The organism is Acinetobacter sp. 16, assembly GCF_033439925.1.
Classification (GTDB): Bacteria; Pseudomonadota; Gammaproteobacteria; order Pseudomonadales; family Moraxellaceae; genus Acinetobacter; species Acinetobacter junii.
This window is the reverse complement of the sequence record NZ_CP137746.1, coordinates 1157027-1172709: the sequence shown is the minus strand read 5'-3', so window position 1 is coordinate 1172709 and position 15683 is coordinate 1157027. Positions and strand designations below refer to the sequence as shown.

Sequence of the window (15683 nt, the reverse complement as noted above, 5' to 3'; positions counted from 1 at the left end):
AATAAGCTGATATAGGTAAAAGCCATTGCATAATGACTTTTATTTCAACGAATCAAAATACCTATATTTATTGTTTTCTTCAAACCAGCTTATTTTTTATTGCATGCCATCACCTTTTTATTTGTTAAATATCGCTTCTCATATATTGTCATCGCAAAAGCTAAACCACATAAAATCACAAAACCACTGGTCATTGGAACTAATGTCCCGTTATATAACTGTCCAATAATCGAAGCCAGAATTAAAGACAATACAGAAGATGATGCACCAATAATCGCTGAAGCCATTCCTGCGACATGCCCCATCGGCTCCATAGCGATTGCATTTAAATTACCAAATAAAGTTCCAAACAATAAAAATAGAATGCATGCATATAACATAAACATCCAAAAAGAAATCTGAATGCCAACAAGCTGAATAATCAGGAATATCAAAGAAATTAAACATAAACCCAAAAAACCATAAATACAGATTGGACGCATACCAAACTTCATTACGATTCTAGAGTTAGTAAATGAAGCAATCCCCATCACACCTGCTAACACAGCAAAATAAGCACTAAACTCTGCACCTGATTTACCAAACTGCTGCATAAAAATTTGTTGTGAAGTTCCTAAATAACCAATAAACCCACCAAAACAAAAGCCAGCACACAACAGATAACTCATCGTGGTTTTATTACTCACCACTTCCTTAAAACCATCTTTAAATGCTTGTACACGCATAGGCAAACGATTTTCTGGAGCTAAGGTTTCTTCTAAACGTAAAGCAACCCATAACCCAACAATAGTAGCGTAAACCATATATAAGACAAAAATATCTCGCCATCCAAAGAAATGAATAATCAATTGCCCTAAACTTGGTGCAACAGCTGGAGCAACCATAAATACCATCATGATCAAAGACATGATGCGTGCCATTTGGGCACCACTATATTTGTCTCTCACAATGGAAATAGAAGCTACATAAGGGCCAGACCCCCCTATTCCTTGAATAAATCGCCCAACTAAAAACCATTCAAAACTTTGTGTGGAATAACACAACAAGCTTCCTAGAAAATAAATGAGAATGCCTGTAAATAAAATCCGTTTGCGTCCAATCGCATCCGACAATGGGCCTGCAATCAATTGTCCCAAAGTCATACCAGAGAAAATCGTAATGATGACCCACTGTGCCTGATTATCATTTTGTAAAATAAAAACTTTTCCGATCTCACCTAAAGCAGGTAATACTGCATCAATTGAGAAAGAAACGATCGACATTAATAATGCCATCAACAGAGCAAATTCGTGGAAATGGATTTTTGATTTCATTTGTTATTCTCCATCAATATTCATTTTTATACTTGAATGAAATAAGCCACCTTACGGTGGCTTATTTTTTATTACATATTAACCAATGAACTTACGTGCGTTGCGGAACATACGCAACCAAGCACCATCTTCAGCCCAATCTTCAGGCTTCCAAGAATGTTGTAAAGCACGGAAGTTACGCTCTGGGTGTGGCATCATTACTGTTGCACGACCATCTTTAGAAGTTTGTCCTGTAATCGCCTCAGGTGAACCATTCGGGTTCAATGGATAGTGCTGAGTTGGATTACCCAAACTATCTACATAACGCAAGATGACTTGGCTCTCTGCATTTAAAGTGGCAAGTTGTTGTTCTGTCGCAACTAAACGACCTTCACCATGCGCAACTGCGATTGGTAAAATCGAACCTTGCATATCTTCAAGCAACACAGAAACAGATTTCTCTACACGAACATTCACTGCACGCGCTTCAAATACTTCTGACATGTTACGGTGGAAACGTCCCCAATGCTCTGCACCAGGAATCAGCGGAGCAAGTTGTGACATCATTTGACAGCCGTTACATACGCCTAAGCTGAATGTATTTTCACGATGGAAGAATTGTTCGAACTGATCACGTAGTTTCGCATTGAACAATACTGATTTCGCCCAGCCACCACCAGCACCCATCACGTCACCGTATGAGAAGCCACCACATGCCACTAAACCTTCAAAGTCGCTTAAGCTCACACGGCCTGCAAGTAAATCACTCATGTGTACGTCGATAGTATTGAAGCCTACTTTGTCAAAGGCTGCCGCCATTTCCACATGACCATTTACACCTTGCTCACGCAAAATTGCCATATTTGGACGACGTGTATTGATAAACGGCGCTTCAACTGGCTCATTTAAGTCATATGTTGGTTGTGCAATTAAACCTTTGTGGTTCTTATCTGCAATTAAAGCAAATTCTTGATCAGCTGTTTCAACGTTGTCACGTAAACGTTGGATCTGATGTGAAACTTCAGCCCAAGCTTGTTGTAATTCAGCACGCTCAAGCGTTAAACCATTTACAACCAATTGATCAGTTGTATTCACACGACCAACAACAGCAATTGTATCTTTCAAGCTAGATGCTGCAACTTCAACTTCTAACTGCGCCCAATCAGCAGCCGTAATTTGAAGTACTGCACCAATTTCTTCAGCAAATAAGCTTTCAGTTGATTGATTTTCTAGAGCAACACCTAAACGCGATGCGAACATCATTTCAGCAACAGTCGCCAATAGACCACCATCACCAATGTCATGGTAAGCTTTGATCACGCCACGATTGTTCCAGTCTTGAATCAAGGCAAAGAATGCTTTGAAGTCATCAAAACTATCAACATCAGGGGTAACAGAACCGATTGCTTTATATACTTGCGCAAGGATCGAACCACCTAAACGGAATTGACCTTTAGATAAATCGATACGTACAAGTACTGAGTCTGCTAAGTTCTTCAGTTCAGGTGTTAATGTTTTACGTACATCTAAAACAGGTGCAAACGCAGTGATTACGCCTGTCATTGGAGAAGTTACGGCTTTATCTTCACCATCATTCCAAGTGGTACGCATTGAAAGTGAGTCTTTACCGACAGGAATAGCGATACCCAATGCAGGACACATTTCCATACCAATCGCTTTCACACCTTCAAACAAGGCTTGATCTTCACCTTTTTGACCAGCCGCAGCCATCCAGTTGGCAGAAAGCTTGATATCGCTGATTTGTTCGATGTTGGCACAGGCAATATTGGTAATTGCTTCCGCAACCGCTAAACGTGCAGATGCAGCAGGATTTAACAAAGCAACTGGTGGGCGCTCACCCATCGCCATAGCTTCACCTGTAAAGCCTTGCAAGCTTGTCGTCGTTACTGCTGCATCTGCAACAGGAACCTGCCAACGGCCAACCATTTGATCACGGGCAACCATACCTGTAATCGAGCGGTCACCAATTGTGATCAGGAATGATTTAGACGCAACTGTTGGATTCTTCAATACGCGGAAAATCGCATCTTTCAAATCAACTTTTGATGCATCAAAGTCGTTACCTTTACGTTCAATCGTTTCATATGAACGTTGCATACGTGGTGTACCACCCAACATGACTTGCATTGGGATATCGACTGCATTGTTTTCAAATAACGGATCTTCAACAGTCAGATGACGTGCTTCAGTCGCTTCACCAAGTACTGCAAACGGACAACGCTCACGTGCACAAATTTCTTCAAACTGTTCTAAAGATTCTGGACGAATCGCTAACACATAACGTTCTTGCGCTTCATTTGACCAGATTTCCATCGGGCTCATGCCTGGCTCTAAAGATGGAATCTTACGCAGGTTCAATACAGCACCTAACTCGTGATCATTCACTAGTTCAGGCATCGCATTGGATAGACCACCCGCACCCACGTCATGTATAGACACGATTGGGTTAAAGTCTTCTAAGCGCCAGCATGTATCAATGACTTCTTGGCAACGGCGTTCCATTTCTGGGTTTTCACGTTGTACTGAAGCAAAGTCTAAGCTCTCACCCATAGTACCGCTGTCTACAGATGATGCAGCACCACCACCAAGACCGATTAACATGGCAGGACCACCCAATACAATGAGCAAGTCACCTGGTTGAATCGCATCTTTTTCAACGTGGTCAGGACGAATGTTACCGTAACCACCAGCGATCATAATTGGTTTATGGAAGCCTTTAACTTCACCATTCACATTCTGTTCGAAGGTACGGAAATAACCATTTAATGCAGGACGACCAAACTCGTTGTTAAACGCCGCACCACCCAATGGACCTTCAATCATGATTTGTAATGGCGATGCCATACGTGAAGGCTTACCGTAGTTTTCTTCCCAAGGCTGTTCGAAACCAGGGATATTCAAGTTAGAAACCGTAAAGCCTGTTAAACCTGCTTTTGGTTTACCACCACGACCTGTTGCACCTTCATCACGGATTTCACCGCCTGAACCAGTTGCAGCACCAGCAAATGGAGAAATTGCTGTTGGGTGGTTATGCGTCTCAACCTTCATTAAAATATGAGCGGCTTGGCTCTTATATTTATAAACAAAGTGACCATTTTCATCCGCTTTTGGATAAAAACGCATCGTGTCATAACCCACGATCACAGAGGCATTGTCTTTATACGCCGACAATACATCTGTTGGAGATTCTTTATAGGTGTTCTTAATCATTTGGAACAATGATAATGGTTGTTTTTCACCATCAATTGTCCATTCAGAACCAAAGATTTTATGACGACAGTGTTCAGAGTTCGCCTGAGCAAACATCATTAACTCGATGTCATTTGGATTACGACCCAGCTTAGTAAATGCTTCGGTTAAGTAATCAATTTCTTGCTCAGATAAAGCAAAGCCGAACTCATTATTCGCTTTAACTAATGCTTCTTTACCTTGACCCAAGATATCAATTGAGTTGAGTGGCTTCGGCGCAGTTTCTGAGAATAAAGCTTTTGCATCTTCAATTTGAGCAAAAACTGTTTCCGTCATACGGTCATGAAGTACTTGTTTAACTTCATTCGTAATTTCAGTGACACCTTTTAACGTGAATAAAAGACCACGTTCTAGACGGTGTACTGGTGTATTACAGTTTTGGAAAATATCAGTTGCTTTAGACGACCACGGAGAGATTGTGCCAACACGTGGAGTTACTAAAATTTGGATTTCATCACTTGCAGCTTGGCGAAGTTCGAAAGATTGACCATCGTTTAAAAGTTGTAATGCCGATTGATGTTGCTGCTCGTTGAGCGCTTGATCAAACAAATAAACCCACTGGCTGTCAAAAGATTGAACAGAACTCATTGACGCTAAACGGTTTAAGAGTTGAGCTTTCTTAAAAGAAGAATGTGCTGATGCACCGGCCACGATAAACATGTTGACTTTGGCTCCACGGGTGGGTCTAACGAACCTACCGCAATGTGACTTATGAGAGAGCGCATATTCTACTGTGAAAGCCTTCTTTCAGCTAGCCATATCCATCTTAAAAATCAGAGTTTTCTATCCCAAATCACTTAATTTCTTATCGCTTTATGGGTTTAGTATATTCGTAACAATTCGTTTAGTTTGTTCTGATGTACGCATTTCCCATCTCTCATTTTCACGACCTCTTTATTCCAATAGTATAAAAACCAATACTATCAATAGAAAAATCAGAGTGCTTTACACTTACATGACAACTTATGTCGCCCTACTCTAGTGCTTTAATCTTTTTTTTGGCATGATGAATTAAAGTCAGTTTGAATAATGATAAATGGAACAAATGCGTTGGTTGGAATTGCTCTCTGCAATTCGCTTAGGTAGTAAAAAAAGTAGCACCGAATTGGCTAGAAGCCCGTTTCATAAAGATTACGATAGAATTATATTTTCCCAAAGTTTTCGACAACTGAATAGAAAAACTCAAGTTCACCCATTGACTCAGCACGATGGTATTCATACTCGATTGACTCATTCACTCGAAGTATCTTGTATTGGTCGCTCGCTTGGTATGCTCGCCGCAGAAAAGATCAAAGATGAATTACCTATGTGGATTTCACCTGCTGATGTCGGTGCGATTATTCAAGCGGCATGTTTAGCTCACGATATTGGCAATCCCCCTTTTGGTCATGCAGGTGAATATGCGATACGTGAATGGTTTGATGATGCCTCACATCGTGACTTTCTGACCAAACTCACTCCCGAAGAAGAAGCAGACGTTCGTCAATTTGAAGGTAATGCGCAAGGTCTTCGTTTACTGAGTCGTATTGACTACCATCCTGATGATGGTGGTATGCGTCTGACCTGCGCAACACTGGGTGCCTATTTAAAATATCCTTGGTTATCAAAAACCATCGACCAACAAGGCGATACCCCATCCCATCAAAGAGCAAAATTTGGTTGCTATCAATCAGAAAAGGAAATCTTAAAACAGCTTGCTGAACAGCTTGGTTTAATTAAACTGGGTGAATATCACTATTGTCGTCACCCTCTAACTTATTTATTAGAAGCTGCTGATGATATTTGTTATGCACTGATTGATTTAGAAGATGGCATCATTCTTAATATGTTGAGTTATGAAGAAGTTGAACCTATCTTCCTCAACTTGATCGCAGATTTTGGTCTTCCTGAAGAGCTGCATTTACCGCATACCACTTGGCAACAAAAAATTGCAGCCTTGCGTGGTCGTGTAATGAAACGATTAGTCGATGAAGTCACGACGGCTTTTGCAAAACACCACTATGAAATCATCACAGGTCAACTCAAAGGTAGCCTTTTACAATATTGCTCACCTGATATTGAAGCAGGGATTCAAACTGCGAAAAATCTTGCACGTGATCGTATTTTTGAACATCCTCAAAAATCCGGTTTAGAAATTATTGCGCATCAAAGCTTACAGACTATTTTAGATGCTTTTGTGCCTTTGACCATGCCGCATAAAACATTAAGCTTTAAAGAACAACGTTTGATGTCGATTTTGCAACATTCAGGCGCAAATTTTCAAAACAACCATTACAATAATATTATGCAAGTCTTAGATATTATTAGTAAGTTCTCAGACCATCAGGCTTATAGCTTGGCGCAAGAGCTACAAGGGAATAAAGTTGGCTTCTTTTAAAAGAATATGCAAACTCTATTTTCTTAAATGACTTTGGTTTAAATCTTTTCAAATAAATAGTGAAAAATTTTCTATGATCGGATGTTTAATTGGCGAAGTGTTTGCCTTAGAAGCCCCTACTGTATTACTTAATGTAAATGGGGTTGGTTATGAAATCGATACACCGCTTTCAACATTTTGCCAATTACAAAAAGGACAAAAAGTAACGTTATGGACGCATTTAGTCGTTCGTGAAGATGCTCAACAATTATATGGCTTCAGTGAAGCACAAGAAAAAATTATTTTCCGCACCCTACTCAAAGTAAACGGTGTAGGACCAAAAATGGCATTAGGGATTTTATCTACGTTAAGTGTTGAATTATTAATTCACACCATTGAACACGATGATATCAATACACTGATTAAAGTGCCTGGGGTTGGTAAAAAAACGGCTGAACGTTTAATGATTGAATTACGTGATCGTTTCAAAGCACTTTCACAGTCAGCGAATAGCACTTCACAAACAACCACCTCTCAAATTCAATTCATGTCAAACTCACCTGTTGCTGAGGCTGAGGCTGCTTTACAATCGCTTGGCTATAAACCTATTGAAGCACAAAAAGCTGTGGCAGCTGTCAAGGCTGACTATACAGAATCTGCCGATATTATCCGCGCAGCTCTTAAATCGATGATGAAGTAATATTATGCAAGATCGCCTCATTAGTGGAATTGAAAAACCTGAAGATCATTTTGATCGTGCAATTCGTCCGACATCACTTGCTGACTATATTGGTCAGCCCGTGGTTCGCGAGCAAATGGAAATTTTCATTGGTGCTGCTCGTGGGCGTGGTGAAGCACTGGATCATACGCTAATTTTTGGACCCCCAGGTTTAGGTAAAACCACGCTCGCCAACATTATTGCTCGCGAAATGGGTGGAAATCTAAAGTCTACGTCTGGTCCTGTATTAGAGCGGGCTGGTGATTTAGCTGCAATGCTGACCAACTTAGAAGAAGGTGATGTTTTATTCATTGATGAAATCCATCGTCTTTCGCCAGTGATTGAAGAAATCCTCTATCCAGCGATGGAAGATTATCAACTGGATATTATGATTGGCGAGGGTCCAGCAGCGCGCTCTATTAAACTAGATTTACCACCATTTACATTAGTCGCAGCAACAACACGTGCAGGTCTACTCACTTCACCACTACGTGATCGTTTTGGAATTGTGCAACGTCTGGAGTTTTACTCTGTTGAAGATCTTACGCATATTGTAACGCGTTCAGCAAACCTCATGGATGTTCCAATTACTAGAGAAGGTTCAACTGAAATTGCAAGACGTGCCCGAGGTACTCCACGTATCGCCAATCGACTATTACGCCGTGTACGCGATTACGCTCAAGTGAAAGGCACAGGTGAAGTAACTCAAGAAATGGCTCAACGTGCTCTAGACATGCTAAATGTCGATAAAGCAGGTTTAGATACTTTAGATCGTCGTTATATCAGTATGTTGCTTGAACGATTTGAAGGCAGACCTACTGGTGTTGAAGCATTAGCAGCCGCAATGGCTGAAGATAGCGGAACACTAGAGGATGTTATTGAACCTTACTTAATCCAACAAGGTTATGTTATGCGCACTGCTCGCGGGCGTATAGCAACGAATATGGCTTATTTGCAATTTGGTATGACCCCACCTGAATAATATCAATTTCCTTTAATAAAATACTTTCTATAGTGAAGTAATTAAAATAATATACAGATTATTCTACTTACTTCATTATTTTATTAAGGGTTAAAATGAAAAATAATTTTTTCACAACAATATTTTATAGCAGCATAATATTACTAACAGCTTGTGGGGATGGAAGTGATGGTAGTAGTAATGGAACATCCATCCAAAGTAAAGAAAAAAATAGACTACACCAAAGCAGAATCTATTGAGTCGATTGGCTTTGTTGCACAAATAGACGAAAGGTAGAGTTGTTCTAATCTTCAGATATTTATGCAACAGCCACCGTTTTAGCTGTACCAAGTTGAGTAAATTTATTCAAAATATCGACTCTTATTTGCAAGTCAACCACCTGACGATTAAAGCATCGACTAGATACACCTTGTCCAAGTCGTTTCAAGGCAAACATTTTAGCCTCTATTCGGGATCGTCGATGATAACCAATATCTCGTTTCCACTGCTTTTGACCCTTGTCCCAACAGCCTTGTACTGCATGATTCCTTGCTTTACCAATTTCATTTTCCGCCCATAAAGCAGCATTGGAACGAGGAGGGATAATTACATTTGCTTGCCGTTTCAAAATCGCATCATAACAATTCACTGTGTCATAAGCACCATCAGCCGTGACAGATGCAATGGGTTCATCAATTTGATCTAAAAGAGGTTGGAGCATTTCAGCATCACCATATTGGCAGGTCGTGACTTCAACCGCTTGTATTTCTCCACTGTTTGCATCTGTCGCAAGATGTAATTTCAGCCATTGTCGATGTTGGTTTACGCCATGTTTTTTACGCACCCATTCCCCATCACCTGTAACTTTGATCCCTGTGCTATCAACTAAAATATGCAAGTCTTCCTGTGGATTTTTTGCTGATTTATGTAGAAGTGGCTGGAGCTTATCTGCTCGCCGACTCAATGTTGAGAAGTCTGGAACATTCCAGTCGAGGTGAGCCATTTGCAAAAGGCTTTGAATGAAACCTTGTGTTTGGCGTAAAGCCAGTTGGAACAGGTTTCGTATCGTCAGGGCAAATTGAATTGCTATATCAGTGTAGGTAGGTTGCCGTCCTTTTTTTCCAGTAGGTGTTGCAGACCATTGCATTTGGGGATCAAACCAAATGGTGAAAGCACCCCGTTGACGTAAAGCCTGATTGTACTCAGACCAGTTCGTTGTTTTGTATCGGCTTTTTGATTCTGTATTCATCTAACATGTATGGGGATGAAATTTATTTATGCAACAAAGCCGAGTCGATTTATGAACCAATCATTAGTTTATCTCAAGAGAATGACAATATTGCATTGATTGGCACTGAGTTTGCAGAAATATTTATTATGGCATTTATGCTGGTAATAACTTTAAATGTTCTAAAGGCTCATTTACAAAAAATAGCGATAAGAGTATTACATTTAACAACTGTGAATTTGATGACTCATTAAAAAATGAACTCGGCGATATTGTCCAACTACGAATTTATGCCATTTCTGGATCGGTAAATAGCAAAGAAGTATTATCGACAGATTCTGTACGCTAAGAAACCTCATTAAAGAACTTCAAAATCATTCCACCAAGTGATTCGAGTATTACTTTCAATGGTGACTTTGTCAGTAAATACAACCAAGCCACTACTCAATATCAAATCAAAGCAATGGTTCTAAGTGTATTTGATGATGAAACCAAAAAAACGCAACAGTTGATGATTAATAATTATCAACTCAATGTGAATAATCTTATGCTTACTGCACTAGGAAATATTCAAGCTACTCCTGAAAGTAAATTTTTCTCAGTCAATTTCAAAAGTGATGTCAGATTTGAAAATGATACAGATAAAATAGCTTTCTATCCTAATTTTGCTGAAATTATGATTGAAGACACTGACAATATAAAAAATACAATTAAGATTTCAAACACGAGCAATTACAAGGCTTTAATCAGTGCATATGCAGATGGCATAACAGTAACAGGATTCCCTAAAACAGTTGAATGGGATGAACTCAATTGACTTTAAATAATTGTCTTTTCGATCAAGCCCTACATGTTAGGGCTTTTTTTATGCGCATCAAGAATATGTTATTTATTACTATTTCCTTAGTCTCATCGAGAACATATCATTCCTTCATCGCTCCCAGTACGAAACCAATAGGTAAAAGAAATGGCAAATCATTTTGAATTCAACATTCGCGTTTATATTGAAGATACAGATGCAGGCGGTATCGTCTATCATGCCAATCATATCCGCTATATGGAGCGTACTCGAACAGAATGGCTAAGAGCAGCTGGCGTTGATCATTATTGGCACCAAGAGGATTACAACTTTGTGGTTCACCAAATTCAGGTGAAATATGTACGTCCAATATTAATGGATGATTTAATTACCGTTACAGCACGTGTTATTTCGTGTAAAGCCGCATCTTTTGTGTTGCAACAAAATATTTATCGTGGTGAAATCTTGCTGGCTTCAGGTGAGGTTACGTTGGCATGTTTGAATAAAGACATGATGCCACGTCGACTTCCTGACGAAATTCGTGATCTGATTCAAAAAGAATTAGCACAGGACTAAAAATAAACTTTCGGCACTTAACTTATGGCAACAAATTTAGAATCTTCTCTGCATATCTCTGACCTGATTTTACAAGCAAGCCCTGTCGTACAATTGGTGATGCTGATCTTATTACTCGCTTCTATTTATAGCTGGTATTTGATTGCAAAATTGCATATGGGTTTCAAAAAAGCAGAACAAGATGACGAGCATTTTCAAAAAATGTTTTGGTCAGGTGCCGAATTAAATACGCTGTATAACAATGCCCAATTGAACTCAAAGCGTCGTGGTCTCGAAGATATTTTCTATCAGGGCTTAGGTGAGTTTTTAAAATTACAGAAGCGCAAAGCTGATACTACACAAACGATTGAAGGTACAGAGCGTATTCTTCGTGTAGGTTTAAGTAGAGATCAAGGCGGCTTAGAAGTTGGTCTTGGCTCTTTAGCTAGTATCGGCTCAGTTGCTCCTTATATCGGTTTGTTCGGAACTGTTTGGGGGATTATGAACGCATTCATCGGTTTAGCAGCAGTTGATCAAGTTACATTAGCTACGGTTGCACCAGGTATTGCCGAAGCACTAATCGCAACTGCTATCGGTTTATTTGCAGCAATTCCTGCTGTACTTGCGTTTAACCATTTTACCGCTAAAGGCGAAAGTATCTATTCTGACCGCGCCCTATTTGCTGAGGAAATGATTGCACTTCTACAACGTCAATCAATTGGAACGACACAGGAAGATGCATAATGGCAATTCAGCGATCTGGACGTTTCGAGCGCATCAAAAAACCACTTAAAAGTGACATGAATGTCGTCCCTTATATTGATGTAATGTTAGTGTTATTGGTCATTTTCATGGTAACTGCACCGATGATTACCAGTGGCATAAAAGTTGATTTACCTCAAGCCAATAATCATCCAATTGAATCTAAAGATATGCCAGCAATGGTGACGATTGGTAAAGATGGTAATATTTATCTTCAATATCAAGAAAATAAAGATAGTGAACCTCTTTCATTAGAACAGCTTAAATCGATTTTGAGCGATGTTCAAAAACAAGCGGAACAAGAAAATAAACAACTCACCGTATTAGTCAATGGTGATAAATCTCGCCCCTATGGTGAGGTTGTATCACTTATGGCCAGTTTACAAGAAGCAGGTTTAACTCAAGTTGGTTTACTGACAGAGCCATTAAAATAAGTTATGAAAAAATTTCAAGAGCCACCTTTTAAACAAAATGCAATAGCACTAGGTTTTACCCTTGGGGTACATGCAATTGCGATTGTTGGCTTGCTTTTCTTAGGTCTAAGTAAACCGCCTGAGCAACCCAAAAAACTAACCACAATTTTAGTTAAGCCTGAAGACTTACCAGCACCCATCGCAAAACCTGTAGAACAGGAAACAACAGCTGAAAACCAAGCTAATGAGATATTAAGTCCAATTGTTGATAATACTCAACCTGAAAATATTCCTGTTACGCCTCCAACACCTACCGCTCAACAACTTGCTTCTGAGAAGCAGAAACAAGAGCAAGCACAGCAGGCGAAATTAGCTGAACAAAAACGTAAGAGTGAAGAAGCTGCTAAAGAACAAAAACGTCAAATTGATGAGATAGCTAAAGCCAAAGCTATACAGGAAAAACGTCAAGCTGAGCAAGATGCAAAAGCTGAGGAACAAAAACAACGTGCTGAAGAAAAACGTCAGGCTGAAGCAGTTGCAAAAAAAGCTGAACAAGAAGCTCAACGTAAAGCAGATTTGGCTGCTAAAACCAAAGCTGATAATGCAGCTAAGTTAAAAGCAGAACAAGATGCTAAACGTAAAGCGGATGCCGTCGCCAAAGCAAAAGCGGAGGCAGATGCTAAACGTAAAGCCGAAGCAGATGCGAAAGCAAAAGCCGATGCGGATGCCAAACGTAAAGCCGAAGCAGATGCCAAAGCAAAAGCCGATGCGGATGCCAAACGCAAAGCCGAAGCAGATGCCAAAGCAAAAGCCAATGCGGACGCCAAACGTAAAGCCGAAGCAGATGCCAAAGCAAAAGCCGATGCGGACGCCAAACGTAAAGCCGAAGCAGATGCCAAAGCAAAAGCCGAAGCAGATGCCAAACGTAAAGCCGAAGCAGATGCCAAAGCAAAAGCCGATGCGGATGCCAAACGTAAAGCCGAAGCAGATGCGAAAGCAAAAGCCGATGCGGATGCCAAACGTAAAGCCGAAGCAGATGCCAAAGCAAAAGCCGATGCGGATGCCAAACGCAAAGCCGAAGCAGATGCCAAAGCAAAAGCCAATGCGGACGCCAAACGTAAAGCCGAAGCAGATGCCAAAGCAAAAGCCGATGCGGACGCCAAACGTAAAGCCGAAGCAGATGCCAAAGCAAAAGCCGAAGCAGATGCCAAACGTAAAGCCGAAGCAGATGCCAAAGCAAAAGCCGATGCGGACGCCAAACGTAAAGCCGAAGCAGATGCCAAAGCAAAAGCCGATGCGGATGCCAAACGCAAAGCCGAAGCAGATGCCAAAGCAAAAGCCAATGCGGACGCCAAACGTAAAGCCGAAGCAGATGCCAAAGCAAAAGCCGATGCGGACGCCAAACGTAAAGCCGAAGCAGATGCCAAAGCAAAAGCCGAAGCAGATGCCAAACGTAAAGCCGAAGCAGATGCCAAAGCAAAAGCCGATGCGGACGCCAAACGTAAAGCCGAAGCAGATGCGAAAGCAAAAGCCGATGCGGACGCCAAACGTAAAGCCGAAGCAGATGCGAAAGCAAAAGCTGAGGCAGAAGAAGCTAAAGCCGCCTCTGCAAAAAAAGCAGAACAAGAAGCTGCTCAGAAAAAAGCTGAAGCTAAAAAAATTGCCTCGACAGCTAAGCGTGATTTCACAAACAAAATCGAACGTGCTTGGAATGTTCCTACTGGTAGTACGGGTCAAAAAGCCACTGCACGTGTTACATTAAGTGATAGTGGTGCAGTCTTATCTGTGATTGTTAATGCGAATGATCCTGATGTAAAAGCAAGTGTTGAGGCCGCAGTACGCGCAGCTGCACCGTATCCAATGCCTGATGATCCGGATGCACGTCGCGAAGCGAGAAGTTTTACTTCTAGTTTTACAGCAAAATAGTAATGAATAGTTAACGTTACATGCTTTTAATAGCACAAAGCATGTAACTATGTTAAATAATCAACAGCCACAAAATACGAACTCAAGTAATTGTAACTATGGACAAGACTCGTAAATCCCTCCTCGCCCTAGCAGTTTTTACTGCACTTAGTACTGTTGTTTCAGGAACAGCATTTGCACAATTACATTTAGAAATTGCAAAAGCACCAGAACAAGCGCCTAAAATTGCAATCATTCCCTTTACCAATGACAATGCCATTTATCCAATTGTTGAAAATGATTTAAATCGCTCAGGTCGTTTTACAAGTGCATCTAGAAACTTACCTGCATCGGCATCATTAAATCAAATTCAAGCAAGTGATTGGCAAAATGCTGGCGTACCTTACGTCGTTGTCGGGCAAATTAAATCAATAAATGCAAATTCTTTTGAAGTTCACTACCAACTTTATGATGTTCAAAAACAACAATACCTTTTGAATGAAGTGTTAACAGTACCAAATTCGCGTATTCGCCAAGCTGGACATATGATCAGTGATGCAATTTATCAAGCATTGACTGGAATTGCAGGTGACTTTAGTGGACGTATTGCGTATGTATTACGCAATCCCGACACACCTGCCCAACGTTACACATTACAAATCGCGGATACTGATGGTGAACAACCTAAAACTGTACTTTCTTCCCGTGATCCAATCCTATCACCCACTTGGACACCTGATGCTAAGAAAATTGCTTATGTTTCTTTTGAAACCAAGCGTCCTGCTATTTATCTACAAGACTTAGCAACAGGTCAACGCGAAGTTCTAGCAAGTTTTAAAGGGCTTAATGGTGCACCAAGCTTCTCACCAGATGGACAATCGATGTTATTTACAGCATCGATGCATGGTAATCCAGAAATTTATCAAATGAATCTAAATACGCGTCAAGTAAAACGTATGACTACAGACTCTGCGATTGATACAGAAGCTCGTTACGCTCCTGATGGTAAATCATTTATCTTTACATCTGATCGTGGTGGCTCACCACAAATTTATCGTTATAGTTTTGAAGATGGCTCAGTTAAACGTTTAACCTTTAAAGGTGCATTTAATGCACGTGGTACGCTGAGTGCTGATGGTAAAAAGATTGCTTTAGTACACCGCCCTAGCGGAAGTAGTTATAAAGTTGCGTTACAAGATATCAATACAGGTATTACCAATATTTTGACACCAACAAGCTTAGACGAATCACCAAGCTTCTCACCTAATGGGCAAATGGTTGTATACGCAACTCGTGAAGGTAGTCGAGGTCTTTTATCAATCATGTCTACTGATGGTCGTTTCCGTATGAATTTACCAAGTGAGCAAGGTGAAGTGCGCGAACCAGCTTGGGCACCGAAATAAATTTTATTAATTGGAGAACTT

The 15683-nt window shown here is 40.5% G+C and carries 10 protein-coding genes and 3 pseudogenes; 10 read left to right on the top strand and 3 right to left on the bottom strand.

What is annotated here, in order from left to right; all coding sequences use genetic code 11:
• Positions 1-89 precede the first annotated feature (89 nt).
• Positions 90-1313: a multidrug effflux MFS transporter gene (locus R2H34_RS05725; protein WP_005402996.1), complete on the bottom strand. Its 1224-nt coding sequence runs from the start codon at positions 1311-1313 to the stop codon at positions 90-92.
• 78 nt (positions 1314-1391) lie between these two features.
• Positions 1392-5222, bottom strand: coding sequence for a phosphoribosylformylglycinamidine synthase (purL, locus tag R2H34_RS05720; RefSeq protein ID WP_005402997.1), 3831 nt, complete (start codon positions 5220-5222; stop codon positions 1392-1394).
• 376 nt (positions 5223-5598) lie between these two features.
• Between purL and R2H34_RS05715 the strand changes: the two genes are divergently transcribed.
• The 3 genes from R2H34_RS05715 (at position 5599) to ruvB (ending at position 8618) form a co-directional block, all read left to right on the top strand.
• On the top strand, positions 5599-6939 hold the full coding sequence (locus tag R2H34_RS05715) for a deoxyguanosinetriphosphate triphosphohydrolase (protein ID WP_004913557.1): 1341 nt from the start codon (positions 5599-5601) through the stop codon (positions 6937-6939).
• A gap of 73 nt (positions 6940-7012) precedes the next feature.
• Complete coding sequence (gene ruvA / locus R2H34_RS05710) at positions 7013-7618, top strand: Holliday junction branch migration protein RuvA (RefSeq protein WP_005402998.1); 606 nt, start codon at positions 7013-7015, stop codon at positions 7616-7618.
• A 4-nt stretch (positions 7619-7622) separates the two neighbouring features.
• Positions 7623-8618, top strand: coding sequence for a Holliday junction branch migration DNA helicase RuvB (ruvB, locus tag R2H34_RS05705; protein WP_004952988.1), 996 nt, complete (start codon positions 7623-7625; stop codon positions 8616-8618).
• A gap of 298 nt (positions 8619-8916) precedes the next feature.
• Here the strand turns inward: ruvB and R2H34_RS05700 are convergent, their stop codons facing one another.
• Complete coding sequence (locus tag R2H34_RS05700; protein ID WP_004763228.1) at positions 8917-9846, bottom strand: IS5-like element ISAba10 family transposase; 930 nt, start codon at positions 9844-9846, stop codon at positions 8917-8919.
• Between the two features lie 41 nt (positions 9847-9887).
• On the opposite strand from R2H34_RS05700, the pseudogene R2H34_RS05695 reads away from it, so the two are divergent.
• From R2H34_RS05695 to tolB, 7 genes and pseudogenes are all read left to right on the top strand, one after another.
• Positions 9888-10642, top strand: a pseudogene (locus tag R2H34_RS05695) (hypothetical protein); the annotation flags it as partial.
• Positions 10643-10792: 150 nt separating this feature from the next.
• Complete coding sequence (gene ybgC / locus R2H34_RS05690; protein ID WP_004913566.1) at positions 10793-11200, top strand: tol-pal system-associated acyl-CoA thioesterase; 408 nt, start codon at positions 10793-10795, stop codon at positions 11198-11200.
• A 24-nt stretch (positions 11201-11224) separates the two neighbouring features.
• The gene (tolQ, locus tag R2H34_RS05685; RefSeq protein WP_004913568.1) at positions 11225-11923 is read left to right on the top strand and encodes a protein TolQ; all 699 of its coding nucleotides are present in this window, start codon (positions 11225-11227) and stop codon (positions 11921-11923) included.
• A complete protein-coding gene (gene tolR / locus R2H34_RS05680) occupies positions 11923-12375 on the top strand; it encodes a protein TolR (protein WP_005403002.1) in 453 nt (150 codons plus the stop codon). The genes tolQ and tolR overlap by 1 nt, the downstream gene beginning before the upstream one ends.
• 3 nt (positions 12376-12378) lie before the next feature.
• A pseudogene (tolA, locus tag R2H34_RS17885) lies at positions 12379-13083 on the top strand (cell envelope integrity protein TolA); the annotation flags it as partial.
• Between the two features lie 417 nt (positions 13084-13500).
• Positions 13501-14280 (top strand): annotated as a pseudogene (gene tolA, locus R2H34_RS17880) (cell envelope integrity protein TolA); the annotation flags it as partial.
• Between the two features lie 98 nt (positions 14281-14378).
• Positions 14379-15662, top strand: a complete 1284-nt coding sequence (gene tolB / locus R2H34_RS05670; protein ID WP_004959819.1) for a Tol-Pal system beta propeller repeat protein TolB — start codon at positions 14379-14381, stop codon at positions 15660-15662.
• Positions 15663-15683 lie beyond the last annotated feature (21 nt).